General features: G+C 69.1%; 20 protein-coding genes. 11 read left to right on the forward strand and 9 right to left on the reverse strand.

The window, feature by feature from the left end; genetic code table 11:
- Positions 1 to 40 precede the first annotated feature (40 nt).
- The 8 genes from EJK15_RS44310 (at position 41) to EJK15_RS44345 (ending at position 9,137) form a co-directional block, all read left to right on the forward strand.
- The gene (locus EJK15_RS44310; protein WP_138716474.1) at positions 41 to 1,102 is read left to right on the forward strand and encodes an MBL fold metallo-hydrolase; all 1,062 of its coding nucleotides are present in this window, start codon (positions 41 to 43) and stop codon (positions 1,100 to 1,102) included.
- A gap of 77 nt (positions 1,103 to 1,179) precedes the next feature.
- Positions 1,180 to 2,052 carry an SDR family oxidoreductase gene (locus EJK15_RS44315; protein WP_138716475.1) on the forward strand — a complete coding sequence of 291 codons (873 nt, stop codon included), beginning with the start codon at positions 1,180 to 1,182 and terminating at the stop codon, positions 2,050 to 2,052.
- 183 nt (positions 2,053 to 2,235) lie between these two features.
- The gene (locus EJK15_RS44320; protein ID WP_138716476.1) at positions 2,236 to 3,393 is read left to right on the forward strand and encodes an ROK family transcriptional regulator; all 1,158 of its coding nucleotides are present in this window, start codon (positions 2,236 to 2,238) and stop codon (positions 3,391 to 3,393) included.
- 17 nt (positions 3,394 to 3,410) lie between these two features.
- Complete coding sequence (locus EJK15_RS44325; protein WP_138716477.1) at positions 3,411 to 4,895, forward strand: sugar ABC transporter ATP-binding protein; 1,485 nt, start codon at positions 3,411 to 3,413, stop codon at positions 4,893 to 4,895.
- Positions 4,895 to 5,917, forward strand: a complete 1,023-nt coding sequence (locus EJK15_RS44330; RefSeq protein ID WP_240777602.1) for an ABC transporter permease — start codon at positions 4,895 to 4,897, stop codon at positions 5,915 to 5,917. The genes EJK15_RS44325 and EJK15_RS44330 overlap by 1 nt, the downstream gene beginning before the upstream one ends.
- Complete coding sequence (locus EJK15_RS44335; protein ID WP_138716478.1) at positions 5,914 to 6,960, forward strand: substrate-binding domain-containing protein; 1,047 nt, start codon at positions 5,914 to 5,916, stop codon at positions 6,958 to 6,960. Before EJK15_RS44330 ends, EJK15_RS44335 begins: the two co-directional genes overlap by 4 nt.
- A gap of 11 nt (positions 6,961 to 6,971) precedes the next feature.
- On the forward strand, positions 6,972 to 8,129 hold the full coding sequence (locus EJK15_RS44340) for a Gfo/Idh/MocA family protein (RefSeq protein ID WP_138716479.1): 1,158 nt from the start codon (positions 6,972 to 6,974) through the stop codon (positions 8,127 to 8,129).
- A 3-nt stretch (positions 8,130 to 8,132) separates the two neighbouring features.
- Positions 8,133 to 9,137 (forward strand): sugar phosphate isomerase/epimerase family protein, encoded by a 1,005-nt coding sequence (locus EJK15_RS44345; RefSeq protein WP_138716480.1) that lies wholly within the window; start codon positions 8,133 to 8,135, stop codon positions 9,135 to 9,137.
- Between the two features lie 59 nt (positions 9,138 to 9,196).
- On the opposite strand, the gene EJK15_RS44350 is transcribed toward EJK15_RS44345, so the two are convergent.
- From EJK15_RS44350 to EJK15_RS44360, 3 genes are read right to left on the reverse strand one after another with little or no spacing between them, the layout of a single operon-like run.
- A complete protein-coding gene (locus tag EJK15_RS44350) occupies positions 9,197 to 10,285 on the reverse strand; it encodes a Zn-dependent alcohol dehydrogenase (RefSeq protein ID WP_138716481.1) in 1,089 nt (362 codons plus the stop codon).
- Between the two features lie 41 nt (positions 10,286 to 10,326).
- Complete coding sequence (locus EJK15_RS44355) at positions 10,327 to 10,518, reverse strand: ferredoxin (RefSeq protein WP_138716482.1); 192 nt, start codon at positions 10,516 to 10,518, stop codon at positions 10,327 to 10,329.
- On the reverse strand, positions 10,515 to 10,967 hold the full coding sequence (locus tag EJK15_RS44360; RefSeq protein ID WP_138716483.1) for a pyridoxamine 5'-phosphate oxidase family protein: 453 nt from the start codon (positions 10,965 to 10,967) through the stop codon (positions 10,515 to 10,517). Before EJK15_RS44360 ends, EJK15_RS44355 begins: the two co-directional genes overlap by 4 nt.
- An 85-nt stretch (positions 10,968 to 11,052) precedes the next feature.
- Here EJK15_RS44360 and EJK15_RS44365 point away from each other — a divergent pair, with 85 nt between their 5' ends.
- On the forward strand, positions 11,053 to 11,682 hold the full coding sequence (locus tag EJK15_RS44365) for a class I SAM-dependent methyltransferase (RefSeq protein WP_138716491.1): 630 nt from the start codon (positions 11,053 to 11,055) through the stop codon (positions 11,680 to 11,682).
- Positions 11,683 to 11,697: 15 nt separating this feature from the next.
- Here the strand turns inward: EJK15_RS44365 and EJK15_RS44370 are convergent, their stop codons facing one another.
- From EJK15_RS44370 to EJK15_RS44385, 4 genes are all read right to left on the reverse strand, one after another.
- The gene (locus EJK15_RS44370; RefSeq protein WP_138716484.1) at positions 11,698 to 12,744 is read right to left on the reverse strand and encodes a DUF1702 family protein; all 1,047 of its coding nucleotides are present in this window, start codon (positions 12,742 to 12,744) and stop codon (positions 11,698 to 11,700) included.
- 93 nt (positions 12,745 to 12,837) lie between these two features.
- The gene (locus EJK15_RS44375) at positions 12,838 to 13,905 is read right to left on the reverse strand and encodes a glycoside hydrolase family 15 protein (RefSeq protein ID WP_171074895.1); all 1,068 of its coding nucleotides are present in this window, start codon (positions 13,903 to 13,905) and stop codon (positions 12,838 to 12,840) included.
- On the reverse strand, positions 13,902 to 14,612 hold the full coding sequence (locus EJK15_RS44380; RefSeq protein ID WP_171074896.1) for a class I SAM-dependent methyltransferase: 711 nt from the start codon (positions 14,610 to 14,612) through the stop codon (positions 13,902 to 13,904). The genes EJK15_RS44375 and EJK15_RS44380 overlap by 4 nt, the downstream gene beginning before the upstream one ends.
- Positions 14,613 to 14,625: 13 nt before the next feature.
- On the reverse strand, positions 14,626 to 15,870 hold the full coding sequence (locus EJK15_RS44385) for a glycosyltransferase family 4 protein (RefSeq protein ID WP_138716485.1): 1,245 nt from the start codon (positions 15,868 to 15,870) through the stop codon (positions 14,626 to 14,628).
- Between the two features lie 293 nt (positions 15,871 to 16,163).
- Here EJK15_RS44385 and EJK15_RS44390 point away from each other — a divergent pair, with 293 nt between their 5' ends.
- Entirely contained in the window at positions 16,164 to 17,192 is a 1,029-nt protein-coding gene (locus EJK15_RS44390) for a GDP-mannose 4,6-dehydratase (protein ID WP_138716486.1), read from the forward strand.
- An 86-nt stretch (positions 17,193 to 17,278) separates the two neighbouring features.
- Here EJK15_RS44390 and EJK15_RS44395 read toward each other — a convergent pair whose 3' ends face one another.
- A complete protein-coding gene (locus EJK15_RS44395; RefSeq protein WP_138716487.1) occupies positions 17,279 to 18,160 on the reverse strand; it encodes an AraC family transcriptional regulator in 882 nt (293 codons plus the stop codon).
- 84 nt (positions 18,161 to 18,244) lie between these two features.
- Here EJK15_RS44395 and EJK15_RS44400 point away from each other — a divergent pair, with 84 nt between their 5' ends.
- Positions 18,245 to 18,655 (forward strand): DUF2000 domain-containing protein, encoded by a 411-nt coding sequence (locus EJK15_RS44400; RefSeq protein WP_138716488.1) that lies wholly within the window; start codon positions 18,245 to 18,247, stop codon positions 18,653 to 18,655.
- 69 nt (positions 18,656 to 18,724) lie between these two features.
- Here EJK15_RS44400 and EJK15_RS44405 read toward each other — a convergent pair whose 3' ends face one another.
- Positions 18,725 to 19,933, reverse strand: coding sequence for a Fic family protein (locus EJK15_RS44405; protein ID WP_206061479.1), 1,209 nt, complete (start codon positions 19,931 to 19,933; stop codon positions 18,725 to 18,727).
- Between the last annotated feature and the right edge of the window lie 458 nt (positions 19,934 to 20,391).

Consider the following 20,391-nt stretch of genomic DNA (forward strand, 5'->3'; position numbering starts at 1 on the left):
TAGTAGAACATGATTCGGATACAGAACTATATTCGGGCCCATGGTGAAATTCGTGGTGACCCCTGCCAGCGAGGCACAGCGGGACGCGTGGGTCGGCGGGGCGATCCCGGACGTCGAGCGGGTACGCCCGGGACTGTGGTCGGTCCCGGTGCCGATCCCGATCAACCCCCTCCGGTACGTGCTGGTCTACGTCCTGGAGTTGCCCGGCGGCGTGGCGATCGTCGACGCCGGCTGGAACACCGACGAGGCGTACGACGCGCTCGTCGCGGGCCTGGCCGTGGCCGGATACGCGATCACAGACGTCAAGGGCGTGCTCGTCACCCACATCCACCCCGACCACTACGGCCTGGCCGGGCGCGTCCGCGAGATGTCCGGCGCCTGGATCGCCCTGCACCCGGCCGACGCGCGCCTGGTCCACGAGCGCTACGACGACAGCGCCATCGACTCCCTGGTCGAGCGGGAACGTGCGCTGCTGGCCCGCTGCGGGGTGCCGCCGCTGACGGTGGACGAGCTGGCCGGCGCATCGATGATGATCAGGCACATGGTCGCCATGGCCAGGCCCGACCGGCTGGTGGAGGACGGCGAGGAGCTCGGCCTGCCCGGCTGGGATCTGCGGGCCGTCTGGACTCCCGGCCACTCGCCCGGCCACCTGTGCTTCGTCTCGCCCGGGCGCAGGCTGCTGTTCTCCGGCGACCACGTGCTGGCCAAGATCACGCCGATCGTGGCCGTGCACCCCCAGTCCAGGCCGAACCCGCTCGCCGACTATCTCGACGCGCTGGCCACCGTGCGGAAGCTGGACGTCGATGAGGTTCTGCCCGCGCACGAGTACCGGTTCCTGGAGCTGGCCGAGCGGGTCGACCACGTGCTGGCGCACCACGACGAGCGGCTGGCCGAGATCGAGCGGGTCGTCGCCGCCTCCGGGGGTGTCACCTGCTGGGACCTGGCCACCCGGCTGTCCTGGTCGCGGCCGTGGGAGACGATTCCGCCGTTCATGCGGCGCGCGGCCAACAACGAGACGCTGGCGCACCTGACCTGGCTCGCGGCGAAGGGCCGGGTGGTGCGGGTCCCTGGCGACCCGGAGCTGTGGCGCCCCGCCCCATGAGGGAGGTATCCCGCCCCCTGAGGCGTCCAGGTTATGGTACTCGTACTAGAACGTTGTTCTCCTGCGCTGGAGGTTCGATGCTTCGGTTCGATGACAGGGTCGCGATCATCACGGGGGCCGGGCACGGCCTCGGCAGGTCGCACGCGCTCCTGCTGGCCGAGCGGGGCGCCAAGGTCGTCGTCAACGACCTCGGGGGCGCGCTCGACGGCACGGGAGCCTCCACGGGACCCGCCGCGGACGTGGCCGAGCTCATCACGAAGAACGGCGGGCAGGCCATCGCCAACGCCGACAACGTCGCCACGCCCGAGGGCGCCAGGGCCATCGTGCAGGCCGCGGTGGACGCGTTCGGCAAGGTCGACATCATCGTCAACAACGCGGGCATCCTGCGGGACAAGTCGTTCGGGAAGATGGCGGTCGAGGAGTTCGACGCGGTCATGGCCGTGCACGTGCGCGGGTCGTACCTGGTCAGCCAGGCCGCATACCCGATCATGAAGGCGGCCGGCTACGGGCGCGTGGTCAACACCTCCAGCCCGGCGGGGCTGTTCGGCAACTTCGGGCAGGCCAACTACTCCACCGCCAAGATGGGGCTGGTCGGGCTCACCAAGACGCTCGGCATCGAGGGTGCCCGCAACGGCATCAAGGCCAACGCCATCGCGCCCGTCGCCTGGACCAGGATGACGGAGTCGCTGCTGCCGGCCGAGTTCGAGGCCAAGTTCACGCCGGAGCGGGTGAGCGCGCTGGTGGCGTACCTGGTGCACGAGTCGTGCGAGGTCAGCGGCGAGGTGTTCACCGTCGGGGGCGGCCGGGTGGCGCGGGTCTTCGTGGCCGAGGGGCCGGGCTGGAAGAACGACGACATCACGCCCGAGGCGATCGCGGACAACTGGGAGTCGGTCATGGCCGAGCAGCCGTACGTGCTCACGGCCGGCGACTCGATGAAGGCGATGCTCTAGGCCTTCGCCCATCGTGCCGGTCCCCGCTTGTGGCGGGGCCGGCATTGGTGTGTACGGGACGGGTCCCGAAATGTCGGGGAATGGGGTGCGAAGCCGGTCTTTGTTCGAGCTTCGGCGGAAGTTGGCGGAGTTTGGTCGATTCTCACTCTTGATTTGCCGCATCAGTGATCTTATTGTCGCGGCATGACCCCCCAGCCGGGCTCGGCCGCGGACGTGCTGACGTTGATCAGCGCTGGTTCGGCGACGACCCGTTCTGATCTCGCCAAGCTCACGGGCCTGGCCAGGTCCACCATCTCCCAGCGGGTGGACGCGCTGATCGAGCGCGGCCTGGTCGAGGAGACCGAGAGCGGCGAGTCCACCGGCGGCCGGCCGCCGCGCCAGCTGCGCCTGCACACCGAGGACCACGCCTTCGCGGGCGTGGACCTGGGCGCGACGCACTGCCGGGTCGCGCTGATGGACATCTCGGGCAATGTGCTGGCCGAGTGCGAGGACCCGCTGCTGATCGGCGATGGCCCCGAGAAGGTGCTCGCTCACGTGGACGAGCGGCTCGACCGGCTGTTCGGCGCGGCGAAGCGGGCGCGGGCGGGGTTGCGCGCGGTAGGGATCGGGGTGCCGGGGCCGGTGGAGTTCGCCACCGGGCGGCCGAACAACCCGCCGATCATGCCGGGCTGGAACGACTACCCCATCCCCGACTACTTCGACGGCGTCAACGTCCTGGTCGACAACGACGTCAACGTGATGGCGCTGGGCGAGCACCGCAACGCCTTCTCCGGCGCCAGCCACCTGCTGTTCGTCAAGGTCGGCACGGGCATCGGCTGCGGCATCGTGGCCGACGGCAAGCTGCACCGGGGCGCCCAGGGCTCGGCGGGCGACATCGGGCACATCAGGGTCAGCGGCCACGAGGACGCCGGCTGCCGGTGCGGCAACAGCGCGTGCCTGGAGGCCGTGGCCGGCGGCGCCGCGATCGCGCGGCGGCTGAGCGAGCTGGGCCTGCCGGCCGAGACGGGCGCCGACGTCGTGGCGCTCGTGCAGTCGGGCAACACGCAGGCGCTGCGGCTGGTCAGAGAGGCGGGCCGGCTCATCGGCGAGGTGCTGGCCAGCCTGGTCAACTTCTTCAACCCCGAGGTCATCGTCATCGGCGGCGCGCTGTCGCGGGTGCACGAGCACCTGCTGGCCGGGATCAGGGAGACGGTCTACCGCAGGTCGCTCCCACTGGCCACGCACCACCTGTCGATCACGCCGAGCCGTACGGGGATCAACGCGGCCGCGCTCGGGGCGGGGATCCTCGCCATCGAGCACTACCTGTCACCGGACAACATCAACCGCATCGTCAACGCCTGAAAAGATAGGGACCTCCGATGCTGGTCATGAAGGGCATCGTCAAGCAGTTCCCCGGTGTGCGCGCGCTGGACGGGGTCGACCTGGACGTGCGGGCAGGCGAGGTGCACTGCCTGCTCGGCCAGAACGGCGCCGGCAAGTCCACCCTGATCAAGGTGCTGGCCGGAGTGCACCAGCCGGACGAGGGCACCATCGTCTTCAACGGCGCGAAGGTGCGGCCGAGCAGCCCGATCGACGCCATCAAGCTCGGCTTCGCCACCATCTACCAGGAGCTGGACCTGGTCGACGGGCTCAGCGTGGCGGAGAACATCTTCCTCGGCCACGAGCACGCCCGCCTGGGCTTCGTGAACCGGGCGGCCGCCAGGAAGGCCGCCCGCGAGGTGCTGGAGCGGCTCGGCCATCCCGAGATCCGCCCATCGGCGGAGGTCGGGCGGCTGTCGCCGGCGGCCAAGCAGGTCGTGTCGATGGCCAGGGCGCTCTCGCACGACGCCCGCCTGATCATCATGGACGAGCCGTCGGCCGCCCTCGCCCACGACGAGGTCGCCAATCTCTTCCGCATCATCCGCGAGCTCACCGCCGCCGGGGTGGCCGTGGTCTACATCTCCCACCGCCTGGAGGAGATCCGCGAGATCGGCGACCGGGTCACCGTGCTGAAGGACGGCCGCACGGTCGCCGTCGGCCTGTCCGCCCGCGACACCCCCACCACCCAGATCGTCTCCCTCATGACCGGCAGGAACGTCGAGTACGTCTTCCCGCCCAAGGCGGACCGCGCGCCGGGGGAGGAGGTGCTCCGCGTCGAGGGCCTGACCTCCCCGGGGGTCTTCGCCGGCGTCTCGTTCTCCGTGCGGGCGGGCGAGATCGTCGGGCTGGCGGGGCTCGTCGGCTCGGGCCGCTCGGAGATCCTGGAGGCGGTGTACGGCGCGCGCCCCGCCACCGGCCGCGTCCTGCTCGGCGGCAAGCCGGTGCGCCGCGGCGTCGTCGGCACCGTCAGGCACGGCATGGGCCTGGCCCCCGAGGAACGCAAGGCCCAGGCGCTCCTCCTCGACCAGAGCGTCACCGTCAACATCACGCTGGGCAGCCTGCCGGGCTTCTCCAGGTTCGGCTGGCTGGACCGCAAGCGGGAGCGGAGCGAGGCCAGGCGGCTGTCGGAAATGCTGGACATCCGGCCGCCCGACCCCGAACGCCCGATCAGGACCCTGTCGGGCGGCAACCAGCAGAAGGCCGTGCTCGCCCGCTGGCTGCTCGGCGGCCGCAAGCTGCTCCTGCTCGACGAGCCGACCAGGGGCGTGGACGTGGGCGCCAGGGCCGAGCTGTACGCGGTCATCCGCGACCTGGCCGAGCGGGGGATCGGCGTGCTGCTGGTCTCCAGCGAGGTGCCCGAGGTGCTCGGCCTGGCCGACCGGGTGCTGGTGCTGCGCGAGGGGACGGTCATCCACCAGGGCGACGCCGCGGAGCTGGACGAGCATCGCGTACTCGACATGATCATGAATGGGAGGGCGGCGTGATGAGCGAGCCCACGAAATCCGCGCATCCGCCCGCGGAGAAAGCGGTCGCGACGGGACTGTCGATGCGCGGACTCGGCACGGGCTTCATGGAGATGCGGCATCTCGGCCTGCTGGGCGCGCTGGCGCTCCTGGTGGTCGTCGGCCTGATCACCAGGCCGGAGAACTTCGCCACCGCCTCCAACTTCGTCAGCATCCTGTCCCTGGCCGCCACGATCGGCGTGATCACGGTCGGGGCCACGTTCGTGATCATCGGCGGCGGGATCGACCTGTCGGTGGGCGCGATCATGGCGCTGGCCTCGGTCTGGGCGACGACGCTCGCCACGCAGTCGTACGGGCCGGTGGTGATGGTGATCTGCGCGATCCTCGTCGGCACCGGGGCGGGGCTGGTCAACGGGCTGCTGATCGCGTACGGGCGGCTGGTGCCGTTCATCGCCACGCTGGCCATGCTGGTGGCCGCCCGCGGGCTGGCGCAGCGCATGTCCGACAGGAAGACGCAGCTCATCCAGACCGACAACTCCGCCATCGTGAACCTGTCGACCACACGGGTGCTCGGCATCCCGCTGCTGGTCTACATCTTCGCCCTGGTCGTGGTGCTGGGGTGGATCGTGCTCAACCGCACGACGTTCGGGCGGCGGACGTACGCGGTCGGGGGCAACCCCGAGGCGGCCAGGCTGGCCGGCATCGACGTGCGCCGCCACACGATGCTGCTCTACGCCCTGTCCGGGCTGTGCTGCGGCATCGCCGCCATTCTGATCATGGCCAGGACCACGACGGGCTCGTCCACCCACGGCGACCTGTACGAGCTCGACGCCATCGCCGCCGTGATCATCGGCGGCACGCTGCTCACCGGGGGCCGGGGGACGATCATGGGCTCGATCCTGGGCCTGCTGATCTTCACCCTCATCACGAACCTGTTCATCCTCAACGGCCTCAACACCAGCGACCAGCTGATCGCCAAGGGCCTGATCATCGTCGTCGCCGTCCTTCTCCAGCGGCGGAACCTGAAGGAGAGATCACCATGAGTGAGAACGTCGCGCGCAGAGGATTCCTCGTCGGCGGGGCCGTGCTCCTGGCGGCCGGTTGCACCAGCAACGAGCCCGCGGCCGGGCCCACCTCCGCGGCACCCGCTCCGGCCCCCGCGGCCAGCGGGAACGACCAGCCGGGCGAGAAGGTCGTGATCGGCTTCTCGGCGCCGGCCGCCGACCACGGGTGGATCGCGGCCATCGCCAAGAACGCCGAGAGCACCGCGAAGCAGTATTCGGACATCGAGTTCAAGCCCGTCGAGCCCACGAACGACATCAATCAGCAGATCTCGGCCGTCGAGTCGTTGATCGCGGCCAAGGTGAACGCGCTGGTGATCCTGCCCAACGACGGCCAGCAGCTGAACCAGGTCGCGCTGCAGGCCACGGAGGCGGGGATCCCGGTCATCAACCTTGACCGGATATTTCCGGACAAGTTGGCGTACCGGACCTGGGTCGGCGGCGACAACTACGGCATGGGGGTCGCGGCCGGGCACTTCATCGGCAAGCAGCTCAAGGACAAGGGCGTCGCGAACCCGGTGATCGTCGAGATCCAGGGCATCGCCACGCTGCCGCTGACGCAGGATCGCAGCAAGGGCTTCGCCGACGCGCTGAAGACGTACGGGTTCAGCGTCACGGCCAAGCAGGACGCCAAGTTCACGGTCGAGACCGGCAACCAGGTGGCCACGTCGTTGCTCCAGGCGCACAAGAAGATCGACGCGCTCTGGAACCACGACGACGACCAGGGCGTCGGCGTGCTCGCCGCGATCAATGAGGCGAGCCGCGACGAGTTCATCATGGTCGGCGGAGCGGGCTCGCTCAACGCGATGAAGGAGATCCAGACCGGCACGTCGGTGCTGAAGGCGACCGTCACCTACAGCCCCACGATGGCCTCCTCGGCGATCAAACTCGCACGTCTGATCGCTCAGGGGAAGGGCATGAGTGATCTGGTGGAGAACCAGGTGCCTCAGTCCATCACGCTCGCATCCGAGACCATTACGAAGGATAACGTCGAGAAGTACCTGGCGCTCGGCTTCGAATCCTGATCGGGGGTTGCATGTCAGACAAGACCACCATCGGCGTGGGCATGGTCGGCTACGCGTTCATGGGCCGCGTCCACTCCCAGGCCTGGCGCAGCGTGGGCGCCTTCTTCGACCTGCCGCTGGCGCCGCGCATGGCGGTGCTCGCCGGCCGGTCGAAGGAGCGCACCGAGGCCGCCGCCGCGCAGCTCGGCTGGGCCGGCGTCGAGACGGACTGGAGAGAGCTGGTCAAGCGCGACGACGTGCAGATCGTCGACATCTGCACGCCCGGTGACTCGCACGCCGAGATCGCCGTCGCCGCGCTGGCCGCCGGCAAGCACGTGATCTGCGAGAAGCCGCTGGCCACCACCGTCGCCGAGGCCGAGGCCATGGTGCGGGCGGCGGCCGCCGCGCCGGCTTCGGTCAGGAGCATGGTGGCCTTCAACTACCGGCGGGTGCCCGCGATCGCGCTCGCCCGCCGGTACGTCGAGGAGGGCCGGCTCGGCGAGATCCGGCACGTGCGGGCCCAATACCTGCAGGACTGGATCGTCGATCCGGAGTTCCCGCTGGTGTGGCGGCTGCAGAAGGACAAGGCCGGGGCCGGCGCGCTCGGCGACATCGGCTCGCACATCGTGGACGCGGCCGAGTTCATCACCGGGCAGCACGTCGTCGGTGTGTCGGGGCTGACGGAGACCTTCATCAAGCAGCGCCCCCTGGCGGGCGAGTCGGCCGGTCTCGGCGCCTCGCGTATGGACGCGACAGGCGAGGTCACGGTCGACGACGCCGCGCTGTTCTTCGGCCGGATGTCGGGCGGGGCGGTGGCGTCGTTCGAGGCCACGCGCTTCGCCACCGGTCGCAAGAACGCCATGCGCATCGAGATCAACGGTCAGCTCGGCAGCCTGGCGTTCGACTTCGAGGCCATGAACGAGCTGTGGTTCAGCGCCGGCGGCGGCGGCTTCGAGCGGATCCTGGTCACCGAGCCCGATCATCCGTACGTGGGCGCCTGGTGGCCGCCCGGGCACGGACTCGGCTACGAGCACACCTTCACCCACGAGATCAAGGACTTCCTGGAGGCGATCGCCGCCGGAACCGACCCTTCGCCGTCGTTCGCCGACGGGCTGCGGGTGCAACGGGTGCTGGAGGCGGTCGAGCGCAGTGCGGCTGACGGCAGCCGCTACACGAACGTGGAGGATTGACACATGCGACCAGTCACGCTGTTCACCGGACAGTGGGCCGACCTGCCGTTCGAGGAGGTGTGCCGGCTGGCGGCCGAATGGGGCTACGACGGGCTCGAGATCGCCTGCTCCGGCGACCACTTCGACGTCGCCCAGGCCATGGCGGACCCGTCGTACGTGGAGCAGAAGCGCGCCCAGCTCGACAAGCACGGCCTCAAGGTGTGGACCATCTCCAACCACCTGGTCGGCCAGGCCGTCTGCGACCACCCCATCGACGAGCGCCACAAGGCCATCCTGCCGGCCCGCATCTGGGGCGAGGGCGACCCCGAGTCGGTACGCCAGGCCGCCGCCGAGGAGATGAAGAACACCGCGCGGGCGGCCTCGCTGCTGGGCGTGGACACGGTCGTGGGCTTCACCGGCTCGTCGATCTGGCACACGGTCGCCATGTTCCCGCCGGTGCCCGCCTCGGCGATCGACGCCGGCTACCAGGACTTCGCCGACCGCTGGAACCCCATCCTCGACGTCTTCGACGAGGTCGGCGTCCGCTTCGCGCACGAGGTCCACCCGAGCGAGATCGCCTACGACTACTACACGACCGTCCGGACCCTGGAGGCCATCGACCACCGGCTCGCCTTCGGGCTCAACTGGGACCCGTCGCACATGGTCTGGCAGGACCTGGACCCGGTGGGGTTCATCCTGGACTTCAAGGACCGGATCTACCACGTGGACTGCAAGGACACGCGCATGCGCGTGGGCGACGGCCGCAAGGGCCGCCTGTCCTCGCACCTGCCGTGGGCGGACATGCGGCGCGGCTGGGACTTCGTCTCGACCGGGCGCGGTGACGTGCCGTGGGAGGACTGCTTCCGTGCCCTGAACTCGATCGGGTACGAAGGGCCGATCTCGATCGAGTGGGAGGACGCGGGGATGGACCGGCTGGACGGGGCTCGGGAGGCGCTGGGCTACATCCGCAAGCTCAACTCCATCACCCCGCCCGCCACCGCCTTCGACGCGGCCTTCTCCACGACGTAACCCACCGAGTCGTCCCCTCCCGGGCCGCGCGTGCGGCCCGGGAATCGGCTCAGGGGCGGTCAGTCCATGAGGACGATCTGGCGGAGGACCTCGCCGCTCCGCAGCGCCTGGACCGCGTCGTTCAGGTCGCCGAGGCGGATGCGGGCGCTGATCATCGATTCGAGGTCCAGGGTGCCGGCCTTGTAGAGCTTGGCGAAGTAGGGGAAGTCGTGGCGCACGTCCGCCTCGCCGTACAGGCTGGACAGCAGGTTCTTGCCCTCGAACAGCAGGCTGAACGCCGAGATCGACACCATGTCGTCCATGGCGCCCGCGCCGACCACGATGACGTCGCCGCCGGCCCGCGTGATCTGCCACGCGCTCTGGATGGTGGCCGACTTGCCGACCACCTCGAAGCCGTAGTCGAAGCCGGCGCCGCCGGTGAGCTCGCCGAGCGCCTCCGGCACCCCCTCGGGCGTGACCGCGTGCGTCGCCCCGACCTTCTTGGCCAGCTCGTGCTTGGACTCCAGCGGGTCCACCGCGAGGATCACCCTGGCGCCGGAGAGGCGGGCGCCCTGGATGACCGACAGTCCGACTCCGCCGCAGCCGATCACCGCGACCGTGGAGCCCGGGCGTACCTTCGCGGTGTTGATCGCGGCGCCCACGCCGGTCGTGATGCCGCAGCCGATCAGGGCCGCCGCCTCCCACGGCACCTCCGCGTCGATCTTGATCGCGCCCTGCCAGGGCACGATGATCTCCTCGGCCCACGTGCCGCAGCCCGCCATCCCGTACGCCGTCGCCCCGTCGCCGCCGAACCGGAAGTTGCCCTTGGTGAAGCCCTCGATCACGTACTTCATGCACAGGTACGGCTGGCCGCCCAGGCACAGGTCGCACTCCTGGCAGGACGGCCGCCAGTTGATCACCACGTGGTCGCCCGGCTGGACGGAGGTGACGTGCTCGCCCACCTCGACCACCTCACCCGAGCCCTCGTGGCCCGGGATGAGCGGCACGGGCTGCGGCAGCACGCCGGACATGGCCGACAGGTCCGAGTGGCAGACGCCGGTGGCTCTGATCCGGACGCGTACGTCCGTGGGTCCGACCGGCGTCAGGGTGACGTCGTCACGGATCTCGAGCTTGTCGTTGCCTACGGCGTGCAGGATTGCGGCGCGCATGTGGGGTTCCTCCTCCTGGCTCGACGGCTTGTCCTCGAGGGCTATTCCTCGATGGATAGGGCGGCTTTGGGGCAGGACCTCACCGCGTGGCGGACTCGGTCCTGTAGCTCGGGGGGTGGTTCTGGAAGAAGGATGTGCAGCTGGTCGTCGTCGTCCACCTCGAACACTTCCGGCGCGAGCCCCATGCACACCGCGTTGGCCTCGCAGACCAGCTCGTCCACCTTGACTTTCATGTGAGCCTCCTGTGGTCCCATGAGACCACTTTGGTGCGCTCGACGACGTACGCAACCCGCTTGAGCCCGGTCTGCCCGACGTACGGGCGGAGCATCTCGTCCGGTACGCCCGGGGTCATCCTGCGGGCGACCGTCATGCCGATGGCCATGACGTGATCCCGGTCGTCGATCCGCTCGGCCTTGCCGTAGAGCAGGATGCCGCGTAGCTCGTTGTAGTCGTCGCCGGCCTCGATGAGGCAGCTCACCCGGGGGTCGCGGGCCAGGTTGCGGGCCTTCTGCGCCTTGCCGTAGGTCCAGAAGGCGATCCGCCCCGCGTCCAGACCGTAGAACATGGTCACCAGGTGCGGCGTGCCGTCCGGGTTGATGGTCGCCAGCTGCAGCTTGCGTGAGCTCTCCAGGAAGGCCGTGACGTCGTCGTCCGACATCGCGATGCGAGCGCGCTGATTCACGTGCCAAGTAGAACAGGTTCCAGAACAGGGCTGCAAGGGGTCCCTGGAATGTTATTCGGTTCGGCTAGTGTGACCTCCTATGACCATGCCGTCAGAGCTGCTCTACGCAGCGAAGCATGCCAAGGGATTCATGCCGACCAACGAAGGGCTGGCCCTGTACGACGCGGCCTGCCGGTACGGCAAGGTCGGGCCCATCTGCGAGATCGGCACCTACTGCGGCAAGTCCGCGGTCTACCTCGGGGCGGCCGCCAGGCAGGCCGGTTCCGTGGTCGTCACCGTGGACCACCACCGCGGATCGGAGGAGATCCAGCCCGGGTGGGCGCACCACGACCCGACCCTGATCGACCTCCGGTTCGGGAAGATGGACTCGCTGCCGACCTTCCGGGCCACGATCGCCGCGGCCGGGCTGGAGGACGAGGTGATCGCCGTCGTCGGCAGGTCGGAGCAGGTGGCCCGGCTCTGGAACACGCCGCTGGGCATGCTGTTCATCGACGGCGGCCACTCCGAGGAGCCGGTCACCCGCGACTACGAGGGCTGGGCGCCGCATGTGACGGCGGGAGGGGGGCTGGTCTTCCACGACGTCTACCCCGACCCCGCCGACGGCGGGCAGGCGCCGTACCGGATCTACCGGCGGGCGCTGGAGTCCGGGGCGTTCAACGAGGTGTCGGCGGAGGGGTCGCTCCGCGTACTGGAACGCGTGGGCCCGGGGATCTGACTCGGAGGGTGCGGCCTAGGCGCGGTGGCGGCGGGTCCAGGAGTGGCGGGTCTGGGACTGCCAGCTGCGGAAGTCCTCGTGCGTGCGCGCTTCGTGCCCGAGCGCTATGAGCGCCCGGTCGGTCCAGGAGGCCGCCTCCTCCGGCTCGGCGCCCGCCAGGATCGGCACGGCCTGCGCCGCGTGATCCGGCAGCGCCCCCGACCGCAGCCGGGCGGCCACGGCGAACGCGCACCCCTGCGCCAGATGGGCGCGGAACCCGTCGGCCCCCGCGTGCTCGGTCAGCCACCACAGCTCGTCGGCCTCGGCCCCGCCCGTGTACGCCGCCGCGAACCCGATCCCGCTCCACAGGTCACCGCGCCGTACGGCCGGATAACCCGCGATCCTGGCGGCGACGTCGTCGGGCGAGGCGCAGTCGTGGTACCAGAGCAGCCGCCCCAGCCCCTGGTCGAACACGGCGCAGTGGGCCCTGGTGAGCAGATCGGGCATCGTCCGCTCGCCCACCATCCGATCGGCCCTGGCCAGGCTCCACTGGAACCCGAACCCGTCCACCGCCAGCCATCGCAGCAGCGAGTGGGCCCGCCGTGCGCCGCGTACGGGCCGCAGGCGCAGCAGCGCGTACCCGCGGCCGACACCGAGGTACGCGGCGTGCCGGTGGTGCTGGGCGGGGCCGGCCAGTAGCTCGTGAAGGCGCCGGCCCCGAGTCAGCGTGAGCAGGTCGAGCATGGTGCAGGCGGCCGCCGCCCCCTCGTAGCCGAAGGGCCGCTGCTCGTCCGGGATCTCCTCGACCTTCTCTACTTCTCTCGACATCACCGCATTGAAGCCGAAAACGTAGGATTTTTCGGCGTTGGTGAAGACAGTTCGAGAAGCTCCAGCTCTGAGTCGGAATCTTCGCCGGCCCAGATCGGACTCCAGCGGATCCTTGGCCAGGAACCTCCGCAGCCCCTTCGCCGGGGTCAGAGTCGGCTCGGCCCTGGCCTGCTCCAAGAATGATGTTGTGCCCGTGTCGCCCACGCTTCCCCCGAAGACGCCTCGTACGGCCACACCCGAAGCTAGTAACCCCATTGCGCCTATCACCGGCGGCGCACCGGATTTCCCCGGCAAAGAACCCGCAAAAGCGCTTGTGGGCGGCCAAGTCGGGGCACCGGGTCCCGGAGGTCAGTGCTCCTCGGCCACCTGCGGAGGCAGGTGGAGGCCCGTACCCGCCGTGCATCCGCACACGTCGGGGTCGAACCCCGACGTCCCGGCGATGTCGCGGAACAGTCCGGCGCCGGGCGAGAGCCCCAGCAGCGCGTCGGCCGCCAGGACGGCGGCGGCGGCCGTGTACCCGGAGCGCTCGTGCGGGAAGTGCCTGCGGTTGGCGAACTGCCATCCCGTCCAGTACGAGCCGTCCTCGTGCCGCAGGTGCTGCATGTCGGCGAACAGCGCGACCGCCCGCTCCCGGTCTCCCAGCGCGTCCAGCGCCAGCACCAGCTCGCACGTCTCGGCCCCGGTCACCCAGGGCTGGTCGGACACGCACCGGATGCCGAGCCCCGGCACCACGAACGTGGCCCACTCCCGCTCCAGCAGCTCGTACGCCTGCCGCCCGCGTACCGCGCCGCCGAGCACGGGGTAGTACCAGTCCATCGAGAAGCGGCTCTTGTCGGCGAACGCCTCGGGATGCGCCGCCAGGACGTGCGCCAGCCGGTCGGCGGCCAGCTCCCAGTGCGGCTGCGGGTCGCCCAGGTGGTCCGCGAGCCGCACGCCGCAGCGGAGACCTTGGTGGATGGAGGAGCAGCCGGTGAGCAGCGCGTACGTCGAGCTCCTGCCCTGCGCGTCGCGCTCCCAGACGATCTCGCCCCGCTCGGTCTGGAGCCCGGCCACGTAGTCGAGCGCGGCCTTGACCATGGGCCAGCTCTGCTCGGTGAAGGCCTGGTCGCCGGTGATGAGATGGTGGTGCCAGACGCCGGCGGCGACGTAGGCGGCGTGGTTGGTCTCGCCGCCCAGCTCGGCGGGCACGCCGTCGACCAGCTTCATCGGCCAGGAGCCGTCGGCGCGCTGGTGGCGGGCCAGCCACGCGTACCCGCGCCGTACCGGCTCATCGAGACCCGCGACGGACATCGCCATCAGGCACTCGACGTGGTTCCACGCGTCGACGTGCCCCTCCGGCCACGGAACGCCGCCGTCCTCCTGCTGGATCGCCGCGATGCTCTCGGCCGTCCGCACGACCTCCGTGCGGGAGATCATGGCTTCCTGACGTAGAGGACCACGCTCTTGCCGATGACCGGGTTGAGCACGGCCTCGGCGATCCTGGTCGCGGCCGGGCGCTTCATGATGTCCCAGACCAGCAGCTCGTGGTACGCCTTCGCGAGCGGGTGGTCGTCGTTGTCGACGCCGACCGCGCATTTGATCCACCAGTAAGGGGAATGCAGCCCGTGGGCGTGGTGGTGCGGGCCGATCTCGAAGCCGGTGGACTTCAGCTTGGCGGACAGCTCGGCCAGCGTGTAGATCCGCACGTGCCCGCCGGGGGCCGTGTGGTAGCCCTCGTCCAGTGCCCAGCAGATCCGCTCGGGCAGGAAGCTCGGCACGGTGATCGCGGCCGTGCCGCCGGGCTTGAGGACGCGGAAGATCTCCCGCATGGCGGTCATGTCGTCGGGGATGTGCTCCAGCACCTCGGCCGCGATGACCCGGTCGAAGCCGCCGTCCTCGAACGGCATCTCGAGCGCCGTGCCCTGGACGGTCTGGCCAGCGGCGCCGGGCGGCACCTCGCCCGCCTTGTCCATCGCCGCGAACATGGCCGCCACGTTGTCCAGCTCCGACTGGTCCATGTCGAACGCGGTCACGTCCGCGCCGCGGCGCAGCACCTCGAAGGCGTGCCTGCCGCCGCCGCAGCCCAGGTCGAGCACGCGCACGCCGGGGCCGACGGGAAGCCGGGCGAAGTCCACGGTCAGCACTGGTCGCTTCTCCTTATTTCCGATGGGCCGCGATGGCCTCGTGGTAGGCCTCTACGGTCCGCTTGGCCACGACGCGCCAGGTGTAGCGCTCCATGACGCGGTCGTATCCCGCCTTGGCCACCCGTTCGCGCTCCTCAGGCGAGTCGTGCAGGCGGCGCAGCACCGCGGCCAGCTCCTCGGCGTCGCCCGGCGGGACCTGGACGGCCGCGTCGCCCACGACCTCCGGCAGGGCGCCCGTGCGGCTGGCCACCAGGGGCGTGCCACAGGCCATGTGCTCGACGGCGGGCAGCGAGAACCCCTCGTACAGCGAGGGCACGACCGAGATCTCGGAGGTGGCGATCAGCTCGCCCAGCTCGTCGTCGGAGATGCCGTGCACGAACCGCACCCGGTCCTGCAGCGACAGCTCCTGCACGAGTTGCTCGGTCGGGCCGCCAGGGGTGGGCTTGCTGACGACGGTGAGGTGCACGTCGCGTTCGGTGGCCAGCTTGGCCACGGCGCGCAGCAGCGTCGAGACGCCCTTCATCGGGGAGTCGGCGCTGGCGACCGCCACGATCGAGCCCTTGCGCTTCGGCTTGTCCGGGCGCGGGTGGAAATAGCGGGTGTCCACGCCGAGGGGGATCAGCCGCATGTTGGCCTGGGGGACGTTGAAGTCGCGGTGGATGTCGGCCAGGGAGGATTCGCTGACGGTCAGGATCGGGCTCAACCGGGGCGCGACGCGCGACTGCATCTTCACGAACCCGTACCAGCGGCGCATGGTCAGCTTCTTCGCGCCCTTGGCGGCCTCGAGCTCGATGCGGCGGTCCACGCTGATCGGGTGGTGGATGGTGCCGACCACGGGGAACAGCTTCTGGATGCCGAGCAGGCCGTACCCGAGCGTCTGGTTGTCCTGCACGACGTCGAAGTCGCCGAGCCGCTTCTTCAGCTCGCGGTAGGCGCGCAGCGTGAACGTCAGCGGCTCGGGGAAGCCCGCCGTCCACATCGTGCCGACCTCGAGCCAGTCGATCCAGTCGCGGTATTCGTGCAGCTTGGGCGTTCTGAACGGGTCCTCGTCGCGGTAGAGGTCGAGGCTGGGCACCTCGCGGAGGATGACGCCGTCGTCGAGCTCGGGGTAGGGCTGGCCGGAGAACACCTCGACGTGGTGTCCAAGCGCGACCAGCTCGCGGCTCAAGTGGCGGAGATAGACGCCCTGACCGCCACAGGTGGGCTTGCTGCGGTAGGACAGCAGCGCGATCCGCAGCGTTCGCTCCCGCACGGACACCCCTTTCTCGGCCCGTAGGCATCCGATCTTCGCCAGTAGCAGCAGAGATCGTGAATGATGACCTTAGCCCGAGAAGGCTACCATTCGGTAGGTCGCCTGGAATTGTTCACATTGGCGCCCGTACGCCGTGCGAACTGCGACGTTGCTGTAACCGAGCGTGGTTCGGTGGAACACGTTCTAGGCGGCTTGATGCCCTTCTAGCCGCATAGCTGTACATTCGCGTCCCAAAGGGATGCGGTTCGGTGGGCCGCGTCCAGCGGGCCACCGCAGGTAGCAATAAGTTGGAGGAACCCTTGGCCAGGCGCGCTCTGATCACCGGCATCACCGGCCAGGACGGTTCCTACTTGGCGGAGCACCTGCTCGAGCAGGGGTACGAAGTCTGGGGGCTGGCGCGGGGGCAGGCGAACCCGCGCGTGTCCCGGATGCGCAGGCTGCTCTCCGACGTGCAGGTGGTGCGGGGCGATCTGCTGGACCAGGGGTCGCTGATCTCGGCGGTGGAACGGGTTCAGCCGGACGAGGTGTACAACCTGGGCGCGATCTCGTTCGTCCCCATGTCGTGGGAGCAGGCCGAGCTCACGGCCGAGGTGACCGGGATGGGCGTGCTGCGCATGCTGGAGGCGATCCGCGTGTGCTCTGGTGTGTCGCGGGGCGGGGGTTCCGGTGCTTCCGGACCAATCCGCTTTTATCAGGCTTCGTCGTCCGAGATGTTCGGCCAGGTCAGCGAGACCCCGCAGAACGAGCGCACCGCCTTCCACCCGCGCTCGCCGTACGGGGTCGCCAAGGCGTACGGGCACTTCCTCACCCAGAACTACCGCGAGTCGTACGGCATGTTCGCCGTGTCCGGGATCCTGTTCAACCACGAGTCGCCGCGCCGCGGCGCCGAGTTCGTCACCAGGAAGGTGTCGCTCGGGGTGGCCAGGATCAAGCTCGGGCTGGCCTCGGAGCTGCGGCTGGGCAACCTGGAGGCCAGGCGGGACTGGGGGTTCGCGGGGGACTACGTGAAGGCCATGCACCTCATGCTGCAGGCCGCCAACCCCGAGGACTACGTGATCGGCACCGGGCGGATGAAGTCGGTCAAGGAGCTGGTGGCGGCGGCGTTCAGCGCGGCGGGGCTGGACTGGGAGCGGTACGTGGTGACCGACCAGACCCTGCACCGGCCGGCCGAGGTGGACCTGCTGTGCGCCGATCCGAAGAAGGCGCGTGCGCAGCTGGGGTGGGAGCCGCAGGTTGCGTTCGACGAACTGGTCGCGACGATGGTCGAGGCCGATCTTCGCCTGCTCTCCGACGGCGGCGACCCCCATGAAGACAGTTCTTGGCCCTAGATCAAACCATTTTCTTTACGCGTTGCCGTGGTCAGCCAACCGTCGTTGTTGGCTTGCGTCTGTCCAGGGGAACGGCCGCTGACCGGTCAGTGGCGCGCCGCCGTTACGGTGCGCGCGGGCACCGGGCTCCGTGGCCAGGGCTTGGCTGTCGTCGCCTGGCGGTAGGCGCCTGGGGTGAGGCCGAAATACCTCGTGAACCAGCGGGTCAGGTGGCTCTGGTCGGCGAAGCCCGTTGCTGAGGCGGCCTCGCTGATCGGGGTGCCGGTGGCTATCAGGGTTTTGGCCGTTCTCAGGCGGAGCTGGCGTTGGTAGTCGCTTGGCGGGAGGCCGTACTCCGTTTGGAAAGCTCGGTAGACGGCGTAGCGGCTGGTGCCCGTGTGTCTCGCCAGGTCGTCGATCGTGAGGTCGTCCTCGATGCGGTCGTGGAGGAGTTGCCTGGCGTGGCTGGCCACCCTTGTTGACCTGCTTGGTCTGTTCGGAGCCATGAGCGGCTTTGTGGATGCTCGGTGTGTGATGCGGGCGATCGTCGCTGTGAGGAGCTCGTCGCGGCGCAGGGACGTCGTGTCGCCGTTCAGGAGGGCCGCGTGGAGGGCGCGTAGGGCGGACGCCAGGGCGGGGTCGTCGAGTACCGGGGCGGTGAAGAGCGGGAGGCCCTTGTGGTGGCCCGTCGCGTCTGCCAGGGCGTCTGTCACCAGTTCGGGGCCGATGTGGACGATCCGGTACGTGAAGCCGAGCGGGTTCGCCGGGTGGCCGTCGTGGGGGTCGTCCGGGTTGAAGGCCATGACCATGCCCGCCGCGCTCGTGTGCGCCGAGCCCCGGCAGGTGAACGACTGGGCACCGGTCTCCGTCACGCCGAAGGAGTAGGTCTCGTGGCTGTGCCGGTGGTAGACGTGCCGCTCGAAATGGGCGTGCATGGCCTCGAGCGGCCGGTCGGGCGACCGCCAGTATCGGGACCAGTCATGCGGCATCTCTCCATTGTCGTTGACAAGGAGGCTTGCGGCCCGCACGAGCGTTCAAGACCCCGGCGGGCCCGGGAGTGAAGACTTGCCGCCATGCGTTTCGACACCAAGATCGGCATTGTGGTCCGCGCGGACCTGGCCGCATGGCAGCAGCTCAACGTCACCGCCTTCCTTGCCGGCGCGGTGGCGGGCGGGGTGGCGGAGACCATGGGGGAGCCGTACGAGGACGGGTCGGGCAACTCCTACCTGCCGATGTTCCGGCAGCCCGTGCTGGTCTACGTGGGGGAGCTGGAGGAGTTGCGGGTCGTTCGCGAGAAGGCGGTGGCCCGGGGGATGGATGTGGCCGTCTACATCGAGGAGATGTTCAAGACGGGCCACGATGCGGACAACCGGGCGGCTGTGCGGGCTGTGGAGGCCGATGAGCTGGGGCTGGTGGGGGTGGCGGTCTATGGGGGAAGGAACGGCGTGGACAAGGTACTGAAGGGCCTCAGTCTGTATCCTTGAGCCCGAGCCCCCGTACCCACAGAGCCCAGTGTTCAAGCGGGCACTCCAGGCGAGAAACAGGTGGGTCGCTCACTTCTGCGGCCGGGCCGGTACAAAACGTTTCGGAGGACTCTCCCGAGTATCCCAGCGTGTGCTCGCAAGTCGGCGCTCGGTAAGGGTGAGGAGATCGAAGACCTCGCGTGCCAGATATCCTCTGGTGTTTCTCTCGACCTGCTTGGGATGAAGGATGCCCGCACCCGACAGTTCCTCCAATGCCTGTCGTGCAGCGGGATGTGTGACCGAGAGCAAGCATTGCAGGGTGCGAGCGGTGACGAGCGGCACCGCGGGCAGCAAGTCCAACAACCGCGCAACCGCCGAATTCTCCCGGGGAATCGGCCGCATGCCCTGCGACTCACGGAAATTGCGGTGCCGAGCCAACCATTCCTCATGGAGTTGACTCAGTTCGTCGGCAAATCTCTCAGCCTGCTCGACCGCCGTGGTGGTGGCGGCGAGGAACACGCGCAGCCATCCGTTGAGCCCTTGCTCCGCCTCCGCCGATCGTGGATCTCCGGCGTGTCTGTACGCCGTCAGGCCGTCAATGTAAGCGTCCGACCGCGTGAGGAGCACAAGGCTGATCGGGAGGATCGCATGGCGTGTGAGACCGCGTCGGGCCAGAACGGTGTGAATCAAGGCACGACCGACCCGGCCATTGCCATCGGTGAAGGGATGGATGGTCTCGAATTGCGCATGTGTCACCGCCGCCTGGATAAGGGGCGCGTGTTCCGCTGAGTTGATGTAGGACAAGAGGTCGTCCATGAGTGGACGAACGTGCTCGGGAGGCGGCGGAACGAATTCGGCGTCGAGGGGATGCCAATCTCCTCCGCCGACCCAGTTCTGCACCCCACGGAGTCCGTGATGCTTTTCCTCCGGCAGGAGAGCAGTGTGCAGGGCGAGGACGTCGGCGACGGAGACCGCTTCGACCGCGACGAGGTCGGTAACCGCCTGCCGCAGTGCCGTAACGTTGTTGGCGACCAGTGCTGCCGTCGCCGTGAAGCCCTTCGAAACTCCCGTGTCATGCGCTGCCAACTCTGCCAGCGCCACCTGCTGCGGAGAAGTCTGCAAACCCTCTATGCGAGATGAGGCGATCGCCTCTGAACGGAGAAGGAACCGGGCCAGAGCGTCCACGCCATGACTGGCGGAGTGCGTGGCAAGGCGTCGCACGAGTCCTTCTGCCTTGGCGGTTTCCAGGGCGACATCCGGCGACACAACGAGACTCCCGCCAATCAGTGGGTCGGGCACATAGGCACGGTAGGTCCCGCCACGTCTGTCCCGTCGACTGGGCGCATGCCATGCCGCAGGCCACATCAGCTCAAGGTGCGTCGCCACAACGGCTTATCCTTTCACGCGCCCCACGTTGATGAAAGGATAAACCTTATCCTTTCACCGTCGTGGCTGGCGTGAAAGGATAAGGCGCATCCGGGACGCCCTGCCAGACCTCAAGCCAGAGTTGCCGGCACAGTAGATCAGAAGGTGTCACAGGCCACCCGCGATCGGGGTACCGGTCTCCTTCGCGGTCAGGTACGGCCGTACGTCATGCGCGCGACCCGTTGTGGACGAGCAAGTCTGTGAGATCGCCCCCGAACACCGGCGCTAGCTGGGAGCTGATGCTCACCCGACCGTGACGGGCAGTTCCTTGATGCCGTTGATGAAGTTGGAGCGCAGCCGGCGGGCCGGTCCCGACTGGCGGAGGCGGGGGT

It is taken from the genome of Nonomuraea basaltis (assembly GCF_005893125.1).
In the GTDB taxonomy this organism is placed as follows: Bacteria; Actinomycetota; Actinomycetes; order Streptosporangiales; family Streptosporangiaceae; genus Nonomuraea; species Nonomuraea basaltis.